At 69.8% G+C, this 24,141-nt stretch carries 18 protein-coding genes and 1 tRNA gene; 4 read left to right on the forward strand and 15 right to left on the reverse strand.

Annotated features, from left to right (window positions below; all coding sequences use genetic code 11):
* Window positions 1-107 precede the first annotated feature (107 nt).
* From KEC57_RS00975 to KEC57_RS01005, 7 genes are all read right to left on the reverse strand, one after another.
* A complete protein-coding gene (locus tag KEC57_RS00975; protein ID WP_229382651.1) occupies window positions 108-1,673 on the reverse strand; it encodes an FAD-dependent oxidoreductase in 1,566 nt (521 codons plus the stop codon).
* 128 nt (window positions 1,674-1,801) lie between these two features.
* Window positions 1,802-2,716, reverse strand: coding sequence for an FAD:protein FMN transferase (locus KEC57_RS00980; RefSeq protein WP_229382652.1), 915 nt, complete (start codon window positions 2,714-2,716; stop codon window positions 1,802-1,804).
* A gap of 3 nt (window positions 2,717-2,719) precedes the next feature.
* Window positions 2,720-3,202, reverse strand: coding sequence for an FMN-binding protein (locus KEC57_RS00985; protein ID WP_229382653.1), 483 nt, complete (start codon window positions 3,200-3,202; stop codon window positions 2,720-2,722).
* 71 nt (window positions 3,203-3,273) lie between these two features.
* Window positions 3,274-6,033, reverse strand: coding sequence for a cation-translocating P-type ATPase (locus KEC57_RS00990; protein ID WP_229382654.1), 2,760 nt, complete (start codon window positions 6,031-6,033; stop codon window positions 3,274-3,276).
* A gap of 49 nt (window positions 6,034-6,082) precedes the next feature.
* Window positions 6,083-7,117 carry a ribose-phosphate diphosphokinase gene (locus KEC57_RS00995; RefSeq protein WP_229382655.1) on the reverse strand — a complete coding sequence of 345 codons (1,035 nt, stop codon included), beginning with the start codon at window positions 7,115-7,117 and terminating at the stop codon, window positions 6,083-6,085.
* Window positions 7,092-8,564, reverse strand: a complete 1,473-nt coding sequence (glmU, locus tag KEC57_RS01000; RefSeq protein ID WP_229382656.1) for a bifunctional UDP-N-acetylglucosamine diphosphorylase/glucosamine-1-phosphate N-acetyltransferase GlmU — start codon at window positions 8,562-8,564, stop codon at window positions 7,092-7,094. Before glmU ends, KEC57_RS00995 begins: the two co-directional genes overlap by 26 nt.
* 1 nt (window position 8,565) lies before the next feature.
* Window positions 8,566-8,637: transfer RNA gene (locus KEC57_RS01005), tRNA-Gln, on the reverse strand.
* Between the two features lie 271 nt (window positions 8,638-8,908).
* On the opposite strand from KEC57_RS01005, the gene KEC57_RS01010 reads away from it, so the two are divergent.
* Window positions 8,909-9,412, forward strand: a complete 504-nt coding sequence (locus tag KEC57_RS01010) for a MarR family winged helix-turn-helix transcriptional regulator (RefSeq protein ID WP_229382657.1) — start codon at window positions 8,909-8,911, stop codon at window positions 9,410-9,412.
* A 91-nt stretch (window positions 9,413-9,503) separates the two neighbouring features.
* Here KEC57_RS01010 and KEC57_RS01015 read toward each other — a convergent pair whose 3' ends face one another.
* From KEC57_RS01015 to mgrA, 4 genes are all read right to left on the reverse strand, one after another.
* Entirely contained in the window at window positions 9,504-11,345 is a 1,842-nt protein-coding gene (locus KEC57_RS01015) for an ABC-F family ATP-binding cassette domain-containing protein (protein WP_229382658.1), read from the reverse strand.
* Window positions 11,346-11,406: 61 nt separating this feature from the next.
* Window positions 11,407-12,801 carry a GNAT family N-acetyltransferase gene (locus tag KEC57_RS01020; protein WP_229382659.1) on the reverse strand — a complete coding sequence of 465 codons (1,395 nt, stop codon included), beginning with the start codon at window positions 12,799-12,801 and terminating at the stop codon, window positions 11,407-11,409.
* Between the two features lie 68 nt (window positions 12,802-12,869).
* On the reverse strand, window positions 12,870-13,799 hold the full coding sequence (locus KEC57_RS01025; RefSeq protein ID WP_229382660.1) for a 4-(cytidine 5'-diphospho)-2-C-methyl-D-erythritol kinase: 930 nt from the start codon (window positions 13,797-13,799) through the stop codon (window positions 12,870-12,872).
* Complete coding sequence (gene mgrA / locus KEC57_RS01030) at window positions 13,796-14,863, reverse strand: L-glyceraldehyde 3-phosphate reductase (protein WP_308187548.1); 1,068 nt, start codon at window positions 14,861-14,863, stop codon at window positions 13,796-13,798. The genes KEC57_RS01025 and mgrA overlap by 4 nt, the downstream gene beginning before the upstream one ends.
* A gap of 184 nt (window positions 14,864-15,047) precedes the next feature.
* On the opposite strand from mgrA, the gene KEC57_RS01035 reads away from it, so the two are divergent.
* Window positions 15,048-16,634, forward strand: a complete 1,587-nt coding sequence (locus KEC57_RS01035; protein ID WP_229382661.1) for a stealth family protein — start codon at window positions 15,048-15,050, stop codon at window positions 16,632-16,634.
* Here the strand turns inward: KEC57_RS01035 and KEC57_RS01040 are convergent.
* On the reverse strand, window positions 16,582-17,502 hold the full coding sequence (locus KEC57_RS01040; RefSeq protein WP_229382662.1) for a phosphodiesterase: 921 nt from the start codon (window positions 17,500-17,502) through the stop codon (window positions 16,582-16,584). The two genes, KEC57_RS01035 and KEC57_RS01040, sit on opposite strands and share 53 nt — an antisense overlap.
* A 172-nt stretch (window positions 17,503-17,674) precedes the next feature.
* Window positions 17,675-18,517 carry a 16S rRNA (adenine(1518)-N(6)/adenine(1519)-N(6))-dimethyltransferase RsmA gene (gene rsmA / locus KEC57_RS01045; protein WP_229382663.1) on the reverse strand — a complete coding sequence of 281 codons (843 nt, stop codon included), beginning with the start codon at window positions 18,515-18,517 and terminating at the stop codon, window positions 17,675-17,677.
* Between the two features lie 83 nt (window positions 18,518-18,600).
* Here rsmA and KEC57_RS01050 point away from each other — a divergent pair, with 83 nt between their 5' ends.
* A complete protein-coding gene (locus KEC57_RS01050; protein ID WP_229382664.1) occupies window positions 18,601-20,061 on the forward strand; it encodes a sugar porter family MFS transporter in 1,461 nt (486 codons plus the stop codon).
* Between the two features lie 42 nt (window positions 20,062-20,103).
* Window positions 20,104-21,408 (forward strand): MFS transporter, encoded by a 1,305-nt coding sequence (locus KEC57_RS01055; protein ID WP_229382665.1) that lies wholly within the window; start codon window positions 20,104-20,106, stop codon window positions 21,406-21,408.
* Window positions 21,409-21,460: 52 nt separating this feature from the next.
* Here the strand turns inward: KEC57_RS01055 and KEC57_RS01060 are convergent, their stop codons facing one another.
* Entirely contained in the window at window positions 21,461-22,372 is a 912-nt protein-coding gene (locus tag KEC57_RS01060) for a TatD family hydrolase (RefSeq protein WP_229382666.1), read from the reverse strand.
* Window positions 22,373-22,517: 145 nt separating this feature from the next.
* Entirely contained in the window at window positions 22,518-24,134 is a 1,617-nt protein-coding gene (gene metG / locus KEC57_RS01065; RefSeq protein ID WP_229382667.1) for a methionine--tRNA ligase, read from the reverse strand.
* Between the last annotated feature and the right edge of the window lie 7 nt (window positions 24,135-24,141).

A 24,141-nucleotide genomic window follows, 5' to 3' on the forward strand; every position in this document is an offset into this window, starting at 1 on the left:
ACACCGCTCGCGCGCCTGTCAATACCGGCCACCCGACCGCGGCACCCGACCGCCGAAACGCGACCGCGAGAGCACAGCTGCTCAGAATGCGCGGGTCCGGCCCGCTCTCAGTAGCCGCTGAAGGCGTCGGTCGTGATCGAGCGGGCACGCTCGAGGGCGGGAGCAAGTTCCGCGATGAGTCCGGCCGGACCCGAGATGTAGGCATGGCGCGAAGAGATGTCGGGCACGACCTGCACCAGTCCGTCCGCGTCGAGGCGAACGCCGCGCGCCCATTGCCAGTGGGCGGGCAGGTCGGCTGGCCGGTCGCGCGTGAACACGACGACACGGGCACCGGAAGCCTCGATGTCGTCGCGGTACGCCAGTTCCGCGGCATCCGACGCCACGTAGACGAGCACGATGTCGCGCTCGTCGCCGGACCGGCGCAACTGGGCGAGCTGCGAGACGAACGGCGTCACGCCGATGCCCGCGGCCACCATCAGGATCGGCGCGGCAGCACGCTTGGGCAGCAGGAAGTCGCCCCACACACCCGTGATCGCCAGCTCTCCCCCGACCCCGACCTCGGCGAGCGCCTTCTTGTACGAGCTCTGCGGCTTCGTGCTCGATCCCTCTTTGAACGCCACCTTCAGCAAGGGCAGATCGGCCGGTGCCGACGCGATGCTGAACTCGCGTCGCGTGCCGCGGGCATCGGGATGGCGATGCGGCACTTCGAGTTCGAGGTACTGCCCCGGAACGAACGAGAGGCGGTCGTGCACGCGGAAGGTCAGCTCGCGCACCGACGGCGTGGGGTCGCCGCGCGAGATGAGCGTGAGGCGCACCGCCGTGCGCACCGCGAAGGCGAAGGCGACGAGGTTGCCGATGAGCAGCGCGCGCTCCTGACCGAGGGTGATCTCGCCGATCGGGATCGGCCATCCGGCGAGCACGCCCACGACTGCGGCCACCAGGAACTGCTGCCAGCGGCGGGGCGGGAGAGTGAGCGGCTCCGACAGCATGAAGGCGCCGAGGAAGAGGAACGGCGAGGACCACAGCACCTGCCAGAACACCTCGAGGCCGTCGATCTCCACCCCCGCCGCCTGGTACTGCGCGGCCACTCGGATCACCGCGACGGCCACCGCCACCACGAGGAACACCGCGACGACCCGCACCTTCTCGGTGCGCAGCAGCACCGCGAGCCCGAACAGGATCACGGGGGCTGCGAGCGCTGGAGTGCCCACCCACCACGACGACGCGCCGAGCGCCGGCCACACCAGGCTCAGCAGCGTCAGCACTGTGGCGCCGACGGCCGCCGGATTGAAGATATGGCGTCCGCGCCACGCCAGGGCGTACTTGGACAGCGACGCGACGGCCGCGGCGAGCGCGATCCCGGCCAGACCCACGAGGTCGATCGTCGGACGCAGCACGAACAGCAGGATGTGCGCCGTGATCAGCGATGATTCCAGACGCCAGGGCAGGTTCAGCACGCGCTGGGCCGCGGCATCCACCCCCACGCACACGGCCGACAGCACCGCGAGCGTCGCCACCAACGGGAACGGATCGGGACCGACGAGGTCGAAGAACGACAGCAGAAGCGCGACGACGGCGAGCGCCGCCAGCGCCAGGTAGACGAGGCGATACATCGACACGCGGCCGAGCACCGCGAAGACACGGTTCCAGAGTGCGGTGAGGGAGCCGATCACGTCACACCGCCTCGCGCGTCGGGAGGCTGAAGCGGTGCGCGTCGCCGCGATCGACGGCGACGACCTGTCCGGAGGGAGGCGAGTCGGTCACCGTTCCACGCTATCCCGTCCGGTGAGGCGCTCGGCGCTCACCGCAGCAGTTGCGCGGGGCATCCCGGCGACCATTCCACGCGGCCGTCGGTGGTCATCCGCACCCAGTCCACGCCACGCTCGAATGCGAATCGGGGGCCGCCCTCGAAGAACAGCGCCGTCGACACGGCATCCGCTGTCATCGCGTCGGGCGCCACCGCCCACGTCGCGGCGATCGTGCGGATCGGCACGCCCGTGCGCGCATCCAGCACGTGGTGAAGGCCCTCGCCGCCCGCCGACTGCCAGGCACGCCGGTTGGTCGCGGACGCGCAGAGTGCGGCGTCCGTCACTTCCCACACCCCGATTGCGCGGCGCGGATCGAACGGATGCTCCAGCCCGATGCGCTGAGCGGCGCCGCGCAGGGCGATATCGCCGCCCGCATCCACCACCGCGTCACCCGGCAGCGCACCGGTGACGATGTCGAGCACGAGATCGACGAGGCGCCCTTTGCCCAGGGCTCCGACATCGATCGTGGCCGGCGTACGAAGATCGAGCACGCCCCCACTCCACGTGAGAACGTCCTGCCACGACTCGGGCGCGGCCACCGGATCACCGCCGCGAAGCGAATAGTCGGCGTCGTACCCGAGGCTCTCGAGCGACGCGCCGACGAGCGGATTGATCGCGCCCGCGGTCGCGGAGGACAGCGCCGCGTACATGTCCAGCATCGGCTCGGCATCGGCCGGGGCGGGAACCGGCCGCGGATGCGCCGCGAGCCAGCGCACGGTCGAGTCCGCGCGGAAGCGCGACCAGGTGCGGTCGAAGGCGTCGATCGCCGAGGTCACGTCCGCGCGCACAGTGGCGGGCAGCGCCGTCGCGGTGACGATCTCCCACGCCGTCCCGATCGCGTCGAAGCGCCACGTGCGGGCGTCCGCGGTGTCTGCGGCAGAGCCGGTGCGAACCGCCGCGGCAGTCATGGCCTACGCCGCCGCCTCGGCCTTGATGGCATCGATCGCGTCGTTGAACCCGCCGCTCGTGAGCGAGGATCCCGCGACCCGGCTGACCTGGATGTCGTCGATGTCTTCTCCGACGACGACATCGGCGATCCCGCCGATGAACTCGCCCTGGTACTGCTCGGACTCCCGCGCCTGCGGATCGCCGGTCACCTCGACGGCCGTGATGACGTCCCCCTCGAGGGTGACGGTGACGCTGATCGTCTCGACCGTCTCGGGCGTCGAGTACGACCCTTCCGCCGTGTAGGTGCCGTCGACGTAGGTGCCGGAACCGCCCGACGTCGTCGAGTCGGTCGCGTCGGTCGAATCGGTCGAAGTCGACGAGGAATCGGTGGCCGTGTCTTCGGCGTCGGCTGTTCCGGGCGTGCAGCCCGCGAGGAGGGCGATTCCGGCGACGGCGGCGAATGCGGCGCCGGCGCGGGCTCGGGGGGCGAGTGCGGTGCGGATCATGACGGTCCTCCTGGCTCGTGGTGGCTGACGCCGTCCGGCGCCCTGTGCTGAAGCGATCCTCGCAACCGCCCCTATGAGGTTGCTTTGAGCGCCCCGGCAGGAGCCGATGAGGATGCCCGCGCGCGCATGACGGCCTTGAGCGCCTCGACGGCCAGGAAGATCCCGATCGAGAGCACGATCGGCAGCGCCCAGGCCGTTGCAGACAGCGGGCGCGACTCGAAGAGCACGTTCATGAACGGCACGTATGTGTAGATCACCTGCAGCACGATCAGCGCGAGCGCCGACCACCACACGACGCGGTTTCCTCGCAGGACGTCGAAGGTCAGGCTCGAGCGCGACATGAACCGGCAGTTGAACAGGTACGCGAGCTGTCCGAGCGCCAGCATCAGGACCGCCTCGGTGCGGGCGATCTCGACATCGACGCCGGTCGCGACGACGCCGTAGAACACGCCCATCGTGGCGCCTCCGATCAGCAGCGAGACGATCACGACGAAGCCGAGTTCGCGCCGATCGATGATCGGGCCTCCGCTCCCCCTCGGCGGGCGCTTCATGATCCCCCGTTCGGCGGGCTCGTACGCCAGCGCGAGCGACAGCGTCACGGCGGTAACCATGTTGACCCACAGCACCTGCACCGATGTGATCGGCAGCGTGAGCCCGAACACGACGGCGATCAGGATGACGAGCGACTGCGCGCCGTTGGTGGGCAGCAGGAAGACGATCGATTTGCGGAGATTGTCGTAGATGCGACGACCCTCGGCGATGGCGCTGCGGATCGTGGCGAAGTTGTCGTCGGCGAGAACGAACTCCGCCGCCTCCTTGGTCGCCTCGGTCCCCTTGATGCCCATCGCGATCCCGACGTCTGCGCGGGTGAGCGCGGGCGCGTCGTTGACGCCGTCACCGGTCATCGCGACGACTTCACCGTGGGACTGCAGCGCACGCACGATGCGGATCTTGTGCTCGGGACTCGTGCGGGCATAGACGTCGACGTCGCGTACGACGTCCTTGAGCTGCTCCTGGCTGAGCGCCTCCAGCTCGGCGCCGGTCAGCACCTCGGCATCGGCACCGGCGAGACCCATCTCGTGCGCGATCGCCAGCGCGGTTCCGGCGTGGTCTCCGGTGATCATCTTCACGCGGATGCCGGCGGTATGGCAGTCCGCGATGGCGTCGATCGCCTCGGGCCGGGGCGGGTCGACGATGCCCCACAGCCCCAGGAACTCGAGGTCGGCGAGGTCGTCCAGCGTGATCGTGCCGGTGCCCGCGCGGACGGGGCGGCGTGCTGCGGCGAGGACCCGCAGACCCTGCGAGCTGAGCTCGGCGATCGCGGCATCCCACTTCGCCACGTCGAGCGGCTCGGCGCCGTCGGCTCCTCGCTGGGTGAGCGAGCGCTCGAGCAGCCGGTCGGGCGCCCCCTTGACGAGGATCGCGCGGGATCCTTCGGTCGCCTCGTTGAGGGTCGCCATGAGCTTGTTCGCGGAGTCGAACGGGAGCACGCCGACCCGCCGGCTTCCGCTGCCGCCGATGCTGCCCTTCATCGCCGCGACCTTCAAGGCGCCTTCGGTGGGCTCGCCGACGAGGCTCCATGCCCCGTCGTCGCCGCGGACGACATGCGCGTCGTTGCAGAGCGTCGCGACGGCGAGCACGACGGCGAGGTCGCCGCCGACCGGGCCGCCGCGTTCCCCGCTCCTCGGCTCACCGCCATGGCCGCGCAGCGGAATGATCTCGCCGTCCGGCGTGTATCCGAGCCCTGTCACCTCGTACTCGGCCACGGGCGTCACGATGCGCCGCACGGTCATCTCGTTCTTAGTCAGCGTGCCGGTCTTGTCGGAGCACACCGTCGTCACCGACCCGAGCGCCTCGACCGCGGGAAGCTTGCGGGTGATGGCGTTGTGCTTGGCCATCTGCTGCACGCCGATCGCGAGCGTGATGGTCACCAGCGCCGGCAGCCCCTCGGGGATGGCCGCCACCGCGAATCCGATGGCCGCCGAGATCAACTCGTCGAACGGCATCCCGTGCAGGAACCTGCCGATCATCAGCATGACCGCCGCCATCCCGAGGATGACGACCGTGAGCACGCGGCCGAAGCCGTCGAGCTGGCGGGTGAGAGGGGTCGCCAGCGCGCCGGCCTCGTCGGAGAGGCTCTGGATGCGTCCGATCTCGGTCAGCGTGCCGGTGCCGGTCACGACGCCACGGCCCTGCCCGGCGCTCACGATCGTGCCCGAGAAGGCCATCGAGCCGCGATCGCCCACCCCCGCGTCCGCGTCGGCGGGATCGGTCGTCTTCGATGACGGCACCGACTCGCCGGTCAGGGCCGCCTCGTCGATGCGGAGCTGGAACGCCTGCAGCAGCCGCAGATCTGCCGGAACCTTGTCGCCCGGCATGAGGCGCACCACATCGCCGGGCACCAGGTCGGCGGCCGCCACGGTGACCCAGCCGCCGTCCCGCCGCGCACTGGCGTCGGCCGACAGCATCCCCCGGATCCCCGCCAGCGCCTTCTCAGCGCGCCCCTCCTGGATATAGCCGATGACGGCGTTGATGATGGCGACCGCCATGATCACCCAGAAGTCGAGCCAGTCCCCCATGAGCGCCTTGATGACCGCGGCGCCCAGCAGGATGTAGATCAGGGTGTCGTTGAAATGCGAGAGGAACCGCACGATCGCGGGCTTGCGCACCGGCTCGGGAAGGCGGTTCGGTCCGACCAGACCCAGCCGCTTCTCGGCGTCGCCGGTGCTCAGTCCGGTCGCCTGCGTCTCGAGGTGTGCGAGCACCTCATCGGCGGAAAGCGCCCAAGGGCGCGCGACAGTGAGTCGGGCTTCGGTCAGCGGCTGCATCATGGATGTTCTCCGTACCTTCCTCGCGGAAGCCCTGTCTCTGTCGTATGCGTCAGGCGGCCCCGTCGAACATGCTCGTGACCGAGCCGTCCTCGAACACTTCGTGGATCGCTCGCGCGAGCAACGGGGCGATCGGCAGGATCGTGAGCGTCGGGAAATGCTTCTCGTCGGGGATCGGGACCGTGTCGGTCACCACGACCTCGTCGATCGCCTCGCTGCGCAGTCGCTGCACCGCGGGATCGCTGAAGATCGCGTGCGTGGCCGCGACGATGACCTTGATCGCGCCATTCGCCTTGAGTGCCTCGGCCGCCTTCACGATCGTCCCACCGGTGTCGATCATGTCGTCCACGAGCAGGCACACGCGCCCGTGGACGTCGCCGACGATCTCGTTGACGGTCACCTGGTTCGCGACGTTCGGATCGCGACGCTTGTGGATGATCGCGAGCGGCGCTCCGAGGCTGTCGGACCACTGGTCGGCGACACGCACCCGACCGGTGTCGGGCGACACGACGGTGAGCCTTGCACGGTCTTCGGTGCTGAGCGTGTTCTGGAAGTACTCCAGCAGCACGGGCTTGGCGAAGAGATGATCGACCGGGCCGTCGAAGAAGCCCTGGATCTGGGCCGCGTGCAGATCGACGCTCATCACCCGATCCGCTCCGGCCGTCTTCATCAGGTCGGCGACGAGGCGGGCGCTGATGGGTTCGCGACCGCGACCCTTCTTGTCCTGCCGGGAGTACGGGTAGTACGGCGCGACGACGGTGATCCGCTTCGCCGACGCGCGCTTGGCCGCGTCGAGCATGATGAGCGTCTCCATGAGCCACTCGTTCACGGGCGGGCCGAAGCTCTGGATCAGGAAGAAGTCGCAGCCGCGGATCGAGACCTCGAACCGGGTCAGGATCTCGCCCGACGCGAACGTCCGGTACTCGGTGGGCACCAGCTCCGTGCCGAGGTCGGCCGCGACGTCGATCGCCAGCTGCGGGTGGGAACTCCCCCGCGCGATGACGAGTCGCTTCTTGGTCTTTGCGACGAGGCCGGGTGCGATGTCGTTCTCGCGGTCGAGCTCAACGGTCTTCTTCTTGCGCCCCATCGTCCGCTTTCTGTGCGGACCGAGCCTTGGCCGCGACATCCGCGGCACCGGTTCCCGGTCTGTTCTTCTCGACCCACCCCTCGACATTGCGCTGAGGGGCGACACTGAGAGCGAGGGCACCGGCGGGAACATCCTTGCGGATGACCGCCCCGGCCCCGGTCTTCGCGCCGTCTCCGATCCTAACGGGCGCCACGAAGACGTTGTGCGACCCGGCGTGCACCTCGTCGCCGATCTCGGTGCGGTGCTTCGTCACATCGTCGTAGTTCGCGGTGATCGCACCGGCGCCGAGGTTGACTCCGGTGCCGATCGTGGTGTCGCCGATGTACGAGAGATGCGGCACTTTGCTGCGCTCGCCGATCGTGGAATTCTTCGTCTCGACGAAAGTGCCGATCTTGCCCTTGTCGCCCAGGTAGGTGCCCGGTCGCAGGTAGGCGAACGGCCCGACCGTGGCGCCGGCGCCGATGACGGCGAGCGTCGCATCTGTGCGCGTGACGACGGCATCCTCGCCCACCTCGCAGTCGACGAGACTCGTGTCGGGGCCGACGGTCGCGCGGGTGGCGATCGCCGTCGCACGCAGGATGTGCGTGTTGGGCAGCACGGTTACATCCGCGGCGAGGCTCGCCGTCACGTCGATCCACGTCGTGGCAGGGTCCAGGATCGAGACCCCCTCGAGCTGCCAGCGCCGCACCGTGCGGGCATTGAGCACCCGCGCGGCCTCGGACAGCTGCACCCGGTCGTTCACGCCCAGGGCCGTCGCGGCATCCGGAGCGGCGGACGCCGCCACCACGAGCCGAGAGGCGCGCAGCAGCGCCACCACGTCGGTGAGGTACTTCTCGCCCTGCGCGTTCGCGGTGCCCACGAGCGCGAGATGCGTGCGCAGCGCGGGGACCTGGAAGACATAGACCCCCGCGTTGATCTCGGACACGGATGCCTCGTCCGCCGTCGCGTCCTTCTGCTCGACGATGCGAGACACGGCGCCGTCGGCGTCTCGGATGACACGGCCGTAGCCCGTCGCGTCGTCGACGACCGCGCTCAGCACGGTCGCCGCGGCGGCACCGGCGCGGTGCGCGCTCACCAGGGCCGCCAGCGTGTCGATCTCGAGGAGGGGCACATCGCCGCTGAGCACCAGCACATCGCCGGCGAAGTCATCGAGGGCGTCCAGGGCCACCTCGACGGCGCGCCCGGTGCCGGGGATCTCGTCCTGATCGACCACCACGACGCCCGGGGCGGCGCCCCGCACGGCGTCGGCGACCAGGTCGCGCTCGTGCCGCACGACCACCACGACGCGCTCGGGCTCCAGGCCCAGGGCGGTGTCGAGCACGTGCCCGACCAGCGGGCGACCGCCGATGCGATGCAGCACCTTGGGAGTCGAGGACTTCATGCGCGTGCCTTGGCCCGCGGCCAGGACGATGACGGCGAGACCGGTATCGGCGAACGTATCTGTCATGCTCCGCCGCCAGGACTCGAACCTGGACCTAACAGCTCCAAAGGCTGTCGTGCTGCCATTACACTACGGCGGACCGCGGCCGATCCGGGGTGCCGGCAGCCGCCCGACAAGTCTGCCATGCGCCCGCGCCGGGGCGAGTCTGCCGGCGCCCGCGCCGCCCCCCACCCACACCCACGCCACCCACCCCCACACCCCAGCGCGCGAGACCGGGGATCTGCGTCGAGACCGGGGGCGAGGTCCTAGGTCTCGGCGAGGACGCCCGGTCTCGGCGGAAGAAGTCGGGATCGAGGCGGCACGGGGGCATCGCACGCTGCGACGCGGCATCCGCTCGCGATAATGGGGGAATGTCCCACCAGACCGACGAGGTCGATCGCATCGTCGAGGCATGGATCGCGCAGCGCCCTGACCTCGACTTCTCTCCGCTCGGCGTGCTGTCCCGCGTGGACCGGCTCTCGCGCCACCTCGATCGCGCACGCCGCGACGCGTTCCGCCGCAGCGACCTGGAGCCCTGGGAGTGGGACGTGCTGTCGGCGCTTCGCCGCGCGGGCGAGCCGTTCCAGCTCAGTCCCAAGCAGCTGCTGCAGCAGACCCTCGTCTCGAGCGGGACGATGACCAACCGCATCGACCGTCTCGTCGGGCGCCGCCTCGTGCGTCGCGAAGCCGATCCCGGTGATGGGCGCGGCATCCTGGTCACGATGACCGACGAGGGCAAGACCCGGGTGGATGCCGCGATCACGCGTCTCGTGGACGCCGAGGCGCTGCTGCTGGGAACGCTGTCACGCTCCGACCGCGACCGTCTCGCCGCGCTCCTGCGAAAGCTCAGCCTCGGCTTCGACGTCGGAACCTGACCCGAGCCCGGAAACACCCGAACCCCCGGAAACACCCGACCCCCGCGATGCGCCCGGATGCCGAGAACGCCCCCACGAGGATCTCGCGGCGTCAGCCGAGCTGCTCGGTGAGCTCGAACCAGCGCGCCTCCACGTCGTCGCGCTCCTTCTCGAGGTCGCCGATGCGCGCCATCTCGGCGCCGAGGCCCACGTAGTCGGACTGGTCGTGGTCCGCCAGCGAGGTGCGCGCGGTGCCGATCTGCGCTTCGAGCTTCTCGAGCCGCCGCTCGAGCGCTGCGACCTCCTTCTGCGCGGATCGCAGCTCGGCCCCGGCCAGAGCCGGGGTCGCTGACGCCGTGGACGACGCGGATGCGGCGGCCGCGGCCTCCGACGCCTTCGACGTGGTCGCGGCGGCTGTGCGCTCGCGCTCGCGCAGCCTCAGATACTCGTCGACGCCGCCCGGGAGATGACGCAGGTGCCCGCTGAGGATCGCGTACTGCTGATCCGTGACTCGCTCGATGAAATAGCGATCGTGCGAGACCACCAGGAGCGTCCCCGGCCAGGAGTCGAGCAGGTCCTCGATCGCGGACAGGATGTCGGTGTCGAGATCGTTCGTCGGCTCGTCGAGGATCAGCACGTTCGGCTGCTCGAGCAGGATCAGCAGCAGCTGCAGGCGCCGCTTCTGCCCGCCTGAGAGATCCTTCACCGGTGTCGAGAGCTGGGCGCTGGCGAATCCCATGCGCTCCAGGAGCTGGCCGGGAGTGAGTTCCTGCGCCTTCGACCCGGCGCCGAACGTGTAAGTCGTGCGAAGACGCTCGATCACGACGCGCACCGGGCTCTCGAGGTGGTCCTCCAGCTCGTCGAGGCGCTGCGTGAGGGTCGCCACGTTGACGGTCTTACCGCGCTTGACCCGTCCCGCGGTGGGTTCGACGTCACCCGACACGAGCCCGAGCAGCGTGGACTTGCCCGCGCCGTTCACGCCGAGGATGCCGGTGCGCTCGCCGGGCGCGATGCGCCACTCGACGGGGTGCAGCACCTCGCGCGGCTCGCCCGTCGCGGGATCGGGGTACGACACGGCGGCGTCGAGCAGGTCGACCACATCTTTGCCGAGCCGTGAGACCGCGAGGGACTGCAGCTCGGTCTTGTCACGGATCTCGGGCACATCGGCGATGAGCTCGTTGGCCGCGTCGATGCGGAACTTGGGCTTGGACGTACGCGCCGGCGCACCGCGGCGCAGCCACGCGAGCTCTTTGCGTGCGAGATTCTGGCGGCGCGCCTCGATCGCCGCCGATTGACGGTCGCGCTCGACGCGCTGCAGGATGTAGGCCGCATAGCCGCCCTCGAAGGGCTCGACGATCTGGTCGTGCACCTCCCACGTGGCCGTGCAGACCTCGTCGAGGAACCATCGGTCGTGCGTGACGACCAACAGCCCGCCCTGGCCTGCCGGCCAGCGACGCTTGATGTGCCCGGCGAGCCAGGCGATCGCCTCGACGTCGAGGTGGTTGGTCGGCTCGTCGAGGAAGATCACGTCGTCGTCACGCGTTAACAGGGCCGCCAGGGCGACCCGGCGGCGCTGACCGCCGGAGAGCCCCACGACGGGGCCGTCCCACGGGATGCCGCCGAGCAGTCCGGCGATGACATCGCGGGCTCGGGGGTCACCGGCCCACTCGTGCTCGGGGCGGTCGCCGACGACGGCCTCGGCGACGGTGTGCGCATCGTCGAGGGTGTCGGCCTGATCGAGCACGCCGACGCGAACACCGCCGCGTACGGTGACGCGCCCCGAATCGGGCTCGAGCCGTCCGGCGAGCATCGCAAGGAGGCTCGACTTGCCGTCGCCGTTGCGGCCGACGACGCCGATGCGGTCGCCCTCGTCGATTCCCAGCGAGATGCCGTCGAAGACGACCTTGGTCGGGAATTCCAGGTGCAGGGCCTCGGCCCCGAGAAGATGTGCCATGTCCCCTCCAGGCTAGGCGAGCGGGGCGCCCGCCCGGTCCACCCTCGGGAGGGCGCTCGTGTCAGTACCAGATGCTGAGGCTCGGCGCGGTGTGCCAGCCGAACACGCGGGCGGCGGCGGCGCTGTCGGTCGTCTCCACCCGTCCCGCGCGAGCGAGCGTCGCGAGCGAAACCCCGCCGAGGTAGGCGGCCGACAGCTCGGCGATGCCGAGGGCGACCTCGACAGCTCCGGCCGGTGCCTCGTCGGACACCCATGCCGAGACGCGGCCGCGGCCCTCGGCATCGACCTCGAGCAGGAACCGGCCGCCGGTGATCGCCAGGGGATCCGACACGTCCAGTGCGATCAGCCCCGACGCTCCGAACGCGCGCGCCTCGAGTGCACGCGGCACATCCAGGATGCGCACGTACTGGTGATCGCGCACCGTCACGGTCGCCGCGCGCTGATCGGCGATCATCCAGAGAAGCGGCTCGTCCACCGAGAGCTCACTCGCGTGCACCTCGGCCACGAGGTCCAGCTCGAGCAGGAACCGCCACAGGGCGGCATATGCGTCGTCGGTCTCGGCGAGCAGGTAGTGCAGGGTCACGGTCGCCTTGGTGAAGTCGTCGTGGTTCTCGCGGACGGCGTAGACCGCGAGCCCTCGCACCTCGCCCGCCGCGTCGGTGTACTGGACCGCGCGCTTGCTCGTGGCGTGCTCATCGCCCGGCCAGGTGCCCGCGAGCCTGTCCCAGAATCCCCCTTCGACGGCGATCTCACCCACGATATGCCGCCGCAGACGCTCATGCAGAGGTGCCATCAGCTCGCGCACGCGGGAGCGGGAGATGAAGTCCACCCTCCCCTCGGGACGCGGCCCGATCCACACCGCACGCCTGGCCTCGATGCGCCACGACGCGCTCGCCGCGGCCGGTGCGAAGCCGTACCGGCCGTACAGCGGCGACTCGCTGACGGTGAGCATCGCCATCGGAGCCCCCGCGCCGTGCGCGGCACGCAGTTCGCCCTCGAGCATCGCGCGCGCGATGCCGCGACGGCGGTGTGTGGGCGACACCGTTACGGCGGAGATCGCCGCTGACGGCAGGTCGGCGCCACCGGGTACCGTCAGATCCGCGATCCACGAGGCGATCGTCGCGACGGGCGAATCGGCCATCGGCGCGGACGGATCGTAGACGCCGGTGTTGCGGCGATAGCGGCTGCGCTCCCGTGTCGCCTCGATCTGCGCGTCCGTGCGCTCGGCATCCTGGAATCCGCGCGTCACCACCTGCAGCCAGGCCGGGAACGCGGCGTCGTCGGCAGGTACCAGCCGGTACCGCAGCCCGGACTCGCCGAGCCGCTCGTCGGACGCCGGATCCACTGGCGCCGCGCGGAACTCGGATCGGAAGCCGGCACGCGGATCGGCCGCCTCCGGATTCACCGCATCGGCATCGCCCGCGGCATTTTCGGGGGCATCCGTCGGAACGTTCATCGTCGGGTCTCCTTCTTCCGTCTTTCGGGGCACATGTCGTGCGGGATCGTCATCGCCTCAGCGGGATTTCACGCGCCCACCACCCGCGCACCGGCGACGGGCCCGTGCACGTGGAGCGCCTCGAACCCGGCGGCCGAGAGCGTTATCTGCAGTTCGAGCGCCGACTCGGGGTCTGCGGTCAGGAAGGCCAGCGTAGGGCCGGACCCCGACACGAGGCCCGCGAGTGCGCCGGACCCCTCTCCCAGCTCCAGCGCGTCGCGCAGCTCGGGCCGAAGCGACAGCGCCGCGATCTGGAGATCATTGCTGGTGTGCTCGGCGAGCGCGACCGGGTCGCCCGCTCGCAAGGCGTGCAGCACGGCGGGAGCGACCTCGGGCACGCTCGGCGCCGCCACGATGTCGGGACGACCGCGCAACTCGTCGAGGTGCGCGTAGACCTCCGGCGTCGACAGGCCGTCGTCGGAGGGCAGCACCACCCAGTCGAAGCGCCCCTTGGCGAGGGCAGGGTTCAGCTGATCCCCGCGGCCCGTCCCGATCGCGGTGCCGCCCATGAGTGCGAAGGGCACGTCGGCCCCGAGCCGCGCGGCGAGCTTGTGCAGCTCGGCACCGCCCAGATCCGCGCCCCACAGCGCATCGCACGCGACCAGCGCGGCCGCGGCATCCGCTGATCCCCCGCCCATCCCGCCGGCGACGGGAACGTGCTTGACGATGTCGAGGTGCACGCCGCCGCTGTAGCCGATGCGCTGTGCGAGCAGCCGCGCCGCGCGCACCGCGAGGTTGCGGTCGTCGGCGGGCACGCCCGACACCTCGACCGTGCCCGAGATCGACACCGAGAACTCGTCGGAGTGCGTCGCCCACACATCCTCGAACAGCGACACCGCCTGATAGGCCGAGGCGACGTCGTGATAGCCGTCCTCCTGCACGCCGCCCACCTCGAAGAACAGGTTGAGCTTCCCGGGCGCCCGCACGTGGACGCCGCCGGGCGCGAGGGCCTGACTCACCGGTTCGCCGATTCCGCCCAGAGGTCGACGTCGATGCCATCCGACAGGGCGTCGATGCGCTCGATCTCCTCGGTGCTGAACGCCGGGCCCTCGAGCGCCCGCAGGTTCTCATCGATCTGAGCCGGACGCGAGGCGCCGATGAGCGCCGAGGCGACCACCGGATCCCGCAGGACCCACTGGATCGCCATCTGCGCGAGCGACTGCCCGCGCTCCTTGGCGATCACGTCGAGACTGCGCAGCTTCGCCAGGCCCGTCTCCGACAGCGAGCGATCCGGGACCGACGAGCGCTTCTGCGCACGCTCGGCGGGACCCCCGCCGAGGTACTTGTCGGTGAGCAGCCCCTGCGCGAGCGGGGTGAACGCGATCGCACCCATGCCCTCCTGCTTCAGGACGCCGGTCAGGCCGTCCTCCACCCAGCGGTTCAGGATCGAGTAGGCCGGCTGGTGGATGACGAGCGGCGTGCCGAGCGAGCGGGCGACGGATGCCGCCACCGCCGTGCGCTCGGCGCTGTACGACGAGATGCCGACGTAGAGCGCCTTGCCCTGACGCACGAGCGTGTCGAGCGCGCCTACCGTCTCTTCGACGGGGACATCGGCGTCGACGCGGTGCGAATAGAAGATGTCGACATAGTCGACGCTCATGCGCGTGAGCGACTGCTCGGCGCTCGCCAGGATGTACTTGCGCGATCCGCCGTCGCCGTAGGGGCCGTCCCACATGTCGTAGCCGGCCTTGGAGGAGAGGATGAGCTCGTCGCGGTACGGCGCGAAGTCCTCGCGCATCATGCGGCCGAAATTCGTCTCGGCCGAGCCGTACGGCGGGCCGTAGTTGTTTGCCAGATCGAAGTGCGTGATCCCCCGGTCGAACGCGTGGCGCAGCAGCGCGCGCTGGTTGTCGAAGGGGATGTTGTCGCCGAAGTTCCACCACAGCCCGAGTGAGACGGGGGGAAGGGTCAGTCCCGACGTGCCGACACGACGGTACTGCGTGATGTCGTAGCGGTCGTCGGCGGCGGTGTAGGGACGGTGGAGGTCTCCACCGCGGGAGCGGTAGCGCTGGTCATCGGTCACCGCTCCAGGCTATCGGCGTCGCGCCCGGCTCGCAGGGTGGCCGTGCATGCGCGCATTCCAGAAGTCAAGGGTCTCCCCTCGGGCGTGCGCCGTGCGGAAACCTCGTTGTAATGGACGCCACCTAGGGTGGGCAACAGGCCCTGAACGCGCGATCCGCGTCGGGGCTGAACAGAAGGAGGACACCGTGACCCGATTGTCTGCTCTCCCCCGAGCCGCCGACCCCTGGACGAATCTGCTCGAACGCGCCGATGTCGTCGTGGATCGCGGCATCCTGCATGTCGTCCACGATGAGGTCGCGCCGCACGCCGCACGCGAGGCCGACCTGCTGCTGGTCGCCGACGCGCTGGCCGATGCGGGGATCCAGACGACGCTCATCCGCCACGATCGCATGGTGCCCGCGCTGGTCGTCGATGTCGCGGAACGCCAGGCGGCGCTGAACGCCCTCGCCGCGGTCTGCACCGGCGAACCGCTGTACCTCAAGGCGAAGGGCCGCGCTCCGGTGCTGGCCTGCGACGCCGAGCCGATCGCCGCGTCGCCGTCGACCGTGCGGCTCTACCGTCCTCGCGTCACCACTTCGGGAACGCTCCGCTACGGTCCCGCCCTCGGCGTCCACCTCGAGTTCTGGCGGTTCGACCCCGAGACGATCGAGGCGCCTCGGGACAACGCGCTCACCCGGCGCAGCACCCCGGCGTCCGACATCTCCTTCACCGATGTGGACCGCTACGGACGGCGCTGGCGCACGATCGCCGGCATGTTCGACCCGCACCCGCTCGAGGTCACGGACGACATCGACATCGTCTTCTCGTGGGTGGACGGATCCTCCAGCGAGTTCCAGCGGCAGCGCGCCGCGCAGCTCGCCGAGTACGTCGTCGGCGGCGACGACGGCGGCGCGGTGCGCTACCGTCACGTCGATGAACTGCGCTACGCCCTGCGCAGCGTGCACATGTACGCGCCGTGGGTGCGACGCATCTTCATCGCCACGGACTCCCCCGCCCCGGAATGGCTGCTCGAGCACCCGAAGGTGACGATCGTGCGCAGCGAGGAGTTCTTCGCCGATCCCTCTGTGCTGCCCACCCACAACTCGCACGCAGTCGAGGCGCAGCTGCACCGCATCCCGGGCCTCGCCGAGCATTTCCTCTACTCGAACGACGACATGTTCTTCGGCCGCCTGGTCGAGCCGGAGCTGTTCTTCACGCCCGGCGGCGTCACCAAGTTCGTCGAATGCGAGGTGCGCATCGGTGCGGGCGAGCCCGCCCTGCATCGCAGCGGCCACGACAACGGGCTGCGGGTCAACCGGTCGCTGCTGCACGAGCGGTTCGGCCGCACGATCGTGCGCGACCTGGACCACTGCGCGACGCCGCTGCGCCGCAGCGTCATGGCAGAGCTCGAAGAGTCGTTTCCCGACGACTTCGCGCGGACCGCGGCATCCCGCTTCCGCTCCGCGACCGACATCTCGGTGACCAACAGCCTGTACCACTACTACGCGCTGCTCACCGGCCGGGCCGTCACCACACGCGTGCCGCGGGTCCGCTACGCGCAGACGACGATGGTCGCGGGTCTGCGCCAGATGGAGCGGCTCGCAGAGAATCGCGACGCCGATATGTTCTGCCTCAACGACGGCGGCAATGCAGAAGTGCCCGAGGACGTGCGCGTGCGCGCGCTGCGCGGCGCCCTGGAGCGAATGTTCCCGGTGCGTGCGCCCTGGGAGCGGGACGAGCTCAGCGCAGCACGGGAATCGGCTCGGTCGGCGCATCCCTCGGCGGGGCGCTGAGCGGAGCAACGCCGGCTGCGCGAAGGCGACGCTGAGCCTCGTCGGGGTCGATGTACTCGAGCGCGCGCGGTGCGTCGATCGGGACGACCGAGTGCACCACGGTGTCGTCGTAGACGTGCACGAGATTGAACGACTGTGCACCGTCCTGCGGCCGGGTGCCACCGACCGGAACGGTGAGGTCCTGCGCGTAGCAGGTGGACGACGCGACCGACACCGGGATGCCGGCGAACGTCGCGAACGTCGAGTAGTGCAGATGCCCGGCGATGATGGTGCGCACGTCGCTGCCGCGCAGGACGGCCGCCAGCCGGGATTGGTCGCGCAGCTCGACGCTGGCCGCCAGTGGCAGGACGGCCGGGACCGGCGGATGGTGCAGCGCCAGGATCGTGCCCAGCGGTGCGGGCGTGGAGAGCACCTCGGTCAGCCACTCCAGCTGCGCGTCGCTCAGCTCGCCGTGGTGGTGGCCCGGAACCGACGTGTCGAGCGTGACGACGCGCAGGCCGTCCAACTCGTCGACGCGGTCGACAGGACGCAGATCGGCTGCCTCGTCCAGGAGCCCTACGCGGAACGCGCGACGGTCGTCGTGGTTGCCCATCACCCACAGCACCTGCGCGCCGAGGCGCTGCGCGAACGGCTCGACGAGAGCACGAAGGTCGGCGTAGGCGCCCGCCTCGCCGAGGTCTGTGAGGTCACCGGTGAACACCACCGCGTCGGGCCGGACGCCGCTCGCCTCGATGACGCCGAGCGTGCGCGACAGCAGCGCGGCACCGTCTACGGCATCGAACAGCCGAGGCGTGGCCGCCGCACGCAGGTGCGTGTCGCTGATGTGCAGGAGAATGCGTTCGGGGGCCGGATATTCGGCGGGGCGCATGTCGGATCGCATGGCGAGTCACTCCGGTCCGCCGCGAGGCGAGCTGCCCGTGGAACGGGACGGCGGACCATCGAATGTTACCGGCATGTTTCGTACTTTCCGGCCGCCACACGGTGAACGGTCACGAAACGTCATCCGTCGATCGAGGATCGGGCCGTCGTCACGCCGGGTGTCAGAGCGTGCGGGCGATCCGGACGAAGTCGTCGATCGAGAGCTCTTCACCGCGCGCGGTCGGTGCGACGCCTGCCCGCTCCAGCACGGCGGATGCCTCGGCCGCCGTTCCCCCGAGAACCGCCGCCAGCGCCTGCCGGAGCATCTTTCGGCGCTGCTGGAAGGCGGCATCCACGATCCGGAATGTGCGCCGGCGCTCGTCCTCGTCGCCCCGCGACTCGGCGTCCCGGCGGAAGCCGACCAGCACGCTGTCGACGTTCGGAACCGGCCAGAAGACCTGCCGCGACACCGTCCCGGCCAGGCGCCACCTCCCGTACCACGCGGCCTTGACGCTCGGTGCCCCGTAGATCTTCGATCCGGGGGCGGCCGCGAGACGCTCGCCCACCTCGGCCTGAACCATCACCACGCCGCTCTCGAGGAGCGGGAACGTCTCGAGGAAGTGCAGCAGGACCGGCACCGACACGTTGTACGGCAGGTTGGCGACGAGGATCGTGGGATCGCCGGGCAGTTCGGTGATCCGCAGCGCGTCGGCGTCTACGACGGTGAGCGCGTCCGGCGTGACGCCGTGCGCGGCGGCGGTCGCGGGCAGCCGCTCGGCGAGGCGGTGGTCGATCTCGACCGCGGTGACGGATGCCCCGGCCTCGAGGATCGCGAGGGTCAGTGAGCCGAGTCCCGGCCCGACCTCGACGACGCGATCGCCGGGAGCGACACCCGCGACGTGCACGATCTTTCGGACGCTGTTCGCGTCGACGACGAAGTTCTGCCCCAGCTTCTTGGTGGGAGTGACGTCGAGTTCGGCGGCGAGCGCGCGGATCTCGGACGCGCCGAGGAGAGTCACGGGCATGCGTTCACTGTACCCACTGCGCTCCTGCGCCCCGTCCGCGAGTGCTCTCGCTCCCGTGCCGATCGACCGATAGCGTGACCAGCATGAATACGACCGGATCGATCCCCTCCGACGCATTCTCGCCGCGTAGCCCCTTCGGGCGTCGCGCGATCGGCCTCTCGGTCGCCGCCGCAGTCGGTGGGTTCCTCTTCGGTTTCGACTCGTCGGTGATCAACGGCGCCGTCGACTCCATCTCGCAGGACTTCGCGCTCAACGACGTCATCACCGGCTTCGTGGTCGCCATCGCGCTCCTGGGCTGTGCGGTCGGCGCGATCATCGCCGGCAACCTGTCGGACCGGTGGGGGCGCCTGCGGGTCATGTTCCTGGGCGCGATCATGTTCTTCGCCAGCTCGATCGGTGCCGCACTCGCGTTCTCGGCGTGGGATCTGGCGCTCTGGCGCGTCGTGGGCGGTCTCGGGATCGGCATCGCGTCGGTCATCGCTCCCGCGTACATCGCCGAGATCGCACCGCGGCAGATCCGCGGCGGCCTCGCATCCCTGCAGCAGCTCGCCATCACCCTCGGCATCTTCGCCGCGCTCCTGTCCGATGCCCTGCTCGCCAACACCGCCGGCGGCGCCGACAACGTCCTGTGGCTCGGACTCGAGGCCTGGCGGTGGATGTTCCTGATCGGCGTCATCCCGTCCGCCGTGTACGGCATCCTCTCGTTCACCCTCCCCGAGTCGCCCCGGTATCTCATCTCCAAGGGCCGCTACGACGAGGCGCGCACGATCTTCGCGCGCCTCGTGCCGCCGGCAGACCTCGACCACACCATCCGGGACCTGCAGACGGCGATCGAGACCGATCGCAAGAACGAGGGCGTGTCGCTGCGGGGGCCGGTGCTGGGCCTCCAGCGGATCGTCTGGGTCGGCATCATCCTGTCGGTGTTCCAGCAGTTCGTCGGCATCAACGTGATCTTCTACTACTCGACGAGTCTGTGGCAGTCCGTCGGCTTCGATGAGAGCGACTCGTTCACGATCAGCGTCGCCACCTCCATCACCAACGTGCTGGTCACCCTCATCGCGATCTTCCTCGTCGACAGGGTGGGGCGAAAGCCGATCCTGCTCACCGGCTCGGTCATGATGGCACTCTCGCTCGGGCTGATGGCGATCTCGTTCGTGTTCTCCCAGACCGACGCCGAGGGCGCGGTCACGCTGCCGGCCCCCTGGGGACCGATCGCACTGGTCGCCGCGAACGTGTTCGTCGTCGGGTTCGGGGCGTCGTGGGGACCCCTGGTGTGGGTGCTTCTGGGCGAGATCTTCCCGAGTCGCATCCGTGGCAAGGCGCTCGGCGTCGCCGCCGGCGCCCAGTGGATCGCCAACTTCCTCATCACGATCTCGTTCCCGGCGATGTCGTCGTGGTCGCTTCCGCTCACGTACGGCATGTACGCCGCGTTCGCCGCACTGTCGTTCTTCTACGTCCTGTTCCGCATCCCCGAGACCAAGGGCATGGACATCGAGCAGACCGAGACCCTGTTCGTCCACAAGGACACCAAGACCGCCGGCTGACGCGCCTCGCGGGGTGTCGGCTCCGCCTCCTAGGATTGACGGATGCCCTCCCTCGGCGATCTGATCGCTCCCCGCCGACTGGGAACCGACTTCCGGTGGCTGCTCGCGTCGTCGTGGACGAGCAACCTCGGCGACGGCATCGCACTTGCCGCCGCGCCCCTGCTGATCGCGTCGCTGACCTCTTCGCCGTTGCTCGTCGCCGCCGGCGCGATGATGCAGTTCCTGCCGTGGCTGCTGTTCGGCCTGCTCGCCGGTGCCGTCGCCGACCATCACGACCGCCGCCGGCTCGTCATGCTCGCCAACGGCCTGCGAGCGGTGATCGTGCTCGCACTGGTCGTCTTCCTCGTCAGCGGCCAGGCGACGGTGTGGCTGGTTCTCGCGACGGCGTTCCTCTACGGCACGGCAGAGGTGTTCGCCGACTCCGCGGGCAGCACGCTGCTGCCGATGCTGGTGAAGCCCGCCGACCTCGGGATCGGCAATGCGCGCATGCAGGCCGGCTACCTCGTGGCCAACCAGCTCGCCGGTCCGCCGCTGGGCGCCTTCCTGTTCGCCGTCGGATCGTTCTGGCCCTTCGTGCTGCAGGCGGTCTGCGTGTCGCTCGCCGTGCTGCTCATCTCTCGGATCGCCCGCACCCCGGTACCGGAGCATCCGGGCGCCGTCCCGGGCACGAAGGCGCACGCGATCCGGGAGGGTCTGCAGTGGCTGCGCCACAACGCGCCGGTGCGCACCCTCGTGATCATCATCCTGGTGTTCAACATCACGTGGGCGGCCCCGTGGGGCGTCCTCGTGCTCTACGCGACCGAGCACCTCGGGATGGGCGCCGTCGGCTATGGCGCGCTCACCGCGGCGTCCGCGCTCGGCGGCCTCGTGGGGATCGGGAGCTTCGGCTGGCTCGAGAAGCACGTGTCGTTTGCGACGCTCATGCGCGTGTGTCTCTCGCTCGAGGTGCTCATGCACCTGGGCTTCGCGCTCACCACCGCCCCGGCGGTCGCGTTCGTCATCATGTTCGGCTTCGGCGTGTACGCGTTCGTGTGGGGCACGATCTCGACCACCGTTCGCCAGCGGCTGGTGCCGATGGAGCTCCAGGGCCGCATCGCCTCGGTCAACATGGTGGGCGTGTTCGGCGGGCTCGTGATCGGACAGTTCATCGGGGGCGTGCTGGCCCAGCTGTTCGGGCTCACCGCGCCGTGGTGGTTCGCCTTCGCGGGGTCGGCGATCACGCTGCTCCTGGTGTGGCGCTCGATCTCGCATATCGCCGCCGCGAAGCCTGTCATCGGGAACGACGCGGGCGAGGCGGGCGATCGGCCCAGCGAGCCCGGCGAGGGCGGCACGCCGCTGTTCGACTGACGGCCTCGCCTGACGCTCGGGCTGCGAGGCATCGCTCGTCCTCGAGCGCTTGTCAGTCCTCGAACGCCCCGTAGACCTCGAGCGTGTTGGCGGCGAGCTGCGCGCACAGCTCGTCGACGTCGACGCCGAGCTGGGCGGCCATGTATCGCACGGTCACCGGGATCAGATACGGCGCGTTGGGTCGCCCGCGGTGCGGCGCCGGAGTGAGGAACGGAGCATCCGTCTCCACGAGGATGCGCTCGCGCGGGATCACCGCGAGCGCGTCGCGGAGGTTCTGAGCGTTGTTGAAGGTGACGTTTCCGGCGAAAGAAAGCCAGTATCCCCGCTCGCCCGCGATACGCGCCATGTCGGCGTCGCCCGAGAAGCAGTGGAACACGGTGCGTTCGGGCGCTCCCACCCGCTCGAGCGTGTCGAGCACGGCGTCGTGCGCGTCGCGGTCGTGGATCTGCATCGCGATGCCGTGCTTCTTCGCGAGGGCGATGTGCGCTTCGAAGCTCTCGAACTGGGCAGGTCGGCCCTCCTCGCCCGTGCGGAAGAAGTCGAGCCCGGTCTCGCCAATCGCGCGCACCCTGGGCTGGGCGGCGAGCTCGTCGATGGCCGCGATGGCCTCGTCGAGCCGGCCGGCCTCCGCATAGGCGGGCGCCTCGTTCGGGTGGATGGCGACGGCTGCGAGCACACGGGGGTGGGATGCCGCCGCCCATGCCGACCACCGGCTCGAGTCGATGTCGCCGCCCGCCTGCACGACACCCACCACGCCGACGTCGCCCGCGCGGTCGAGCTGCTCGTCGAGCGAGAGGCCGATGCCGTCCTCGATCTCGAGGTGCGCATGGTTGTCGTACACCGGCACCGCAAGCGGTTCGGGCGCTACGGGGTACGTGACGTCACGCGATCCCTTCTCGCGGGTGCGCACGTACTGCGACGGGTCGGTTCCCTCGGACGCGTACGGGACGGCGGGGTCAGTCATTCTCGTTCCCCTTCTGCTCGGCGCGGCCCGGAGGTGTCCCTATTTCGGTCGCGAGGCGGCACTCCCGCGGATGTTCCGGGGACATGAAGGCGAGAAATCGGGACACGGTACGCACGGTCGAGGGCAGGGCGATCGGCGAGGCGGGTCAGACCGTCTGCTCTACGCGCGGGAACAGCGGCGCGAGCCCGTTCACCGACGAGCCGGGCTTCAGCACGCCCCAGGCTCCCGCTTCGCGGATCGGCTGGTCCACGAGGCGCCCGATCGACTCGGCGGCGCCGAGCGCGATCCAGAGCTTCTCGGTCGCGACTGGCATCACCGGCGACAGCAGCACCGCGAGCGCCCGCAAGCCCTCCGCGGCGGTGTAGAGCACGGTGCCGAGACGCTCGCGCTGGGTGTCGTCCTTGGCGAGCGCCCACGGCTCGTTCTCGGTGATGTACAGGTTGAGCGCGTCGACGATCGTCCAGATCGAGCTGATCGCCTCGTCGATGCGGAACCGCTCGATCGCCTCGTCCGCTGCGGTCGCGGCATTTGCCACCGTCTGTTGGATGGCGAGGTCCCCCGGAAGGTAGTCGCCGGCAGGCGGAACGATCCCCTCGAAGTAGCGCTCGAGCATGGCCGTCGTGCGCGAGGCCAGGTTGCCGAAGCCGTTGGCGAGCTCGGCCTGGTAGCGGGCCGAGAGGTCTTCCCACGAGAACGAGCCGTCCTGGCCGAAGGCGATCGCCGACAGGAAGTAGAACCGGTAGGCGTCCGAGCCGAACACGTCGGTGATCTCGGTCGGCGCGATGCCGGTGAGCTTGGACTTCGACATCTTCTCGCCGCCGACGAGCAGCCAGCCGTGCGCGAAGACCCCCTTGGGCACCTCGACCCCGGCAGCCATGAGCATGGCGGGCCAGATGACGGCGTGGAAGCGCAGGATGTCTTTTCCGACCACGTGATATGCGGGCCAGCGGCGCGCGAACTCCCCCTGCCCGGAGTTCGACGAAGGGCTGGCACCGTCGACGAGTTCAGCGCCATAGCCGACGGCCGTGGCGTAGTTGAGCAGCGCGTCGACCCAGACGTAGATGACGTGCGACTCGTCCCACGGCAGCGGGATGCCCCAGTCGAACGTCGAGCGCGAGATCGACAGGTCCTTGAGTCCGTTCTTGACGAACGAGACGACCTCGTTGCGCGCGGACTCGGGGCGGACGAAGTCGGGCACGCTCGAGTACAGCTCGAGCAGCTTGTCCTGGAACTCGCTGAGCTTGAAGAAGTAGTTCTTCTCCTGCAGCAGCTCGAGCGGCTTCGAGTGGATCGCACAGACCTTGAGACCCTCGAACGGCCCTTCGCCGTCGACGATCTCGGACTCGGTCTTGAACTCCTCGCAGCCCACGCAGTACAGCGCCTCGAACTCGCCGGCGTAGATGTAGCCGCGGTCGTAGATGGCCTGCACGAACGCCTGCACGCGCTTTTCGTGGCGAGGCTGCGTGGTGCGGATGAAGTCGTCGTTGGCGACGTCGAGCGTCTTCAGCAGCGGGAACCACGACTCGCCGACGAGCCGGTCCACCCACTCCTGCGGGGTCGCCCCGTTCGCCGACGCAGCGCGCATCATCTTCTGGCCGTGCTCGTCGGTGCCCGTGAGCATCCACGTGTCGTCGCCCGCCTGGCGGTGCCAGCGCGCGAGAGTGTCGACGGCCACGGTCGTGTAGCCGTGGCCGATGTGGGGAACGTCGCTCGGATAGTAGATCGGCGTCGTGATGTAGAAGGACGAGGGGCCGGAAGTCACTCGACGA

Origin of the sequence: Microbacterium allomyrinae (assembly GCF_020682705.1) — a bacterium.
Classification (GTDB): domain Bacteria; phylum Actinomycetota; class Actinomycetes; order Actinomycetales; family Microbacteriaceae; genus Microbacterium; species Microbacterium allomyrinae.

Excerpts from the sequence above, each read along its gene's own strand:
- KEC57_RS00980 (WP_229382652.1), bottom strand. The coding sequence starts at position 2,716 with ATGACTGCCGCGGCGGTTCGCACCGGCTCTGCCGCAGACACCGCGGAC.
- KEC57_RS00985 (WP_229382653.1), bottom strand. The coding sequence starts at position 3,202 with ATGATCCGCACCGCACTCGCCCCCCGAGCCCGCGCCGGCGCCGCATTC.
- KEC57_RS00990 (WP_229382654.1), bottom strand. The coding sequence starts at position 6,033 with ATGATGCAGCCGCTGACCGAAGCCCGACTCACTGTCGCGCGCCCTTGG.
- KEC57_RS00995 (WP_229382655.1), bottom strand. The coding sequence starts at position 7,117 with ATGGGGCGCAAGAAGAAGACCGTTGAGCTCGACCGCGAGAACGACATC.
- glmU (WP_229382656.1), bottom strand. The coding sequence starts at position 8,564 with ATGACAGATACGTTCGCCGATACCGGTCTCGCCGTCATCGTCCTGGCC.
- KEC57_RS01010 (WP_229382657.1), top strand. The coding sequence starts at position 8,909 with ATGTCCCACCAGACCGACGAGGTCGATCGCATCGTCGAGGCATGGATC.
- KEC57_RS01015 (WP_229382658.1), bottom strand. The coding sequence starts at position 11,345 with ATGGCACATCTTCTCGGGGCCGAGGCCCTGCACCTGGAATTCCCGACC.
- KEC57_RS01020 (WP_229382659.1), bottom strand. The coding sequence starts at position 12,801 with ATGAACGTTCCGACGGATGCCCCCGAAAATGCCGCGGGCGATGCCGAT.
- KEC57_RS01040 (WP_229382662.1), bottom strand. The coding sequence starts at position 17,502 with ATGCGCCCCGCCGAATATCCGGCCCCCGAACGCATTCTCCTGCACATC.
- rsmA (WP_229382663.1), bottom strand. The coding sequence starts at position 18,517 with ATGCCCGTGACTCTCCTCGGCGCGTCCGAGATCCGCGCGCTCGCCGCC.
- KEC57_RS01050 (WP_229382664.1), top strand. The coding sequence starts at position 18,601 with ATGAATACGACCGGATCGATCCCCTCCGACGCATTCTCGCCGCGTAGC.
- KEC57_RS01055 (WP_229382665.1), top strand. The coding sequence starts at position 20,104 with ATGCCCTCCCTCGGCGATCTGATCGCTCCCCGCCGACTGGGAACCGAC.
- KEC57_RS01060 (WP_229382666.1), bottom strand. The coding sequence starts at position 22,372 with ATGACTGACCCCGCCGTCCCGTACGCGTCCGAGGGAACCGACCCGTCG.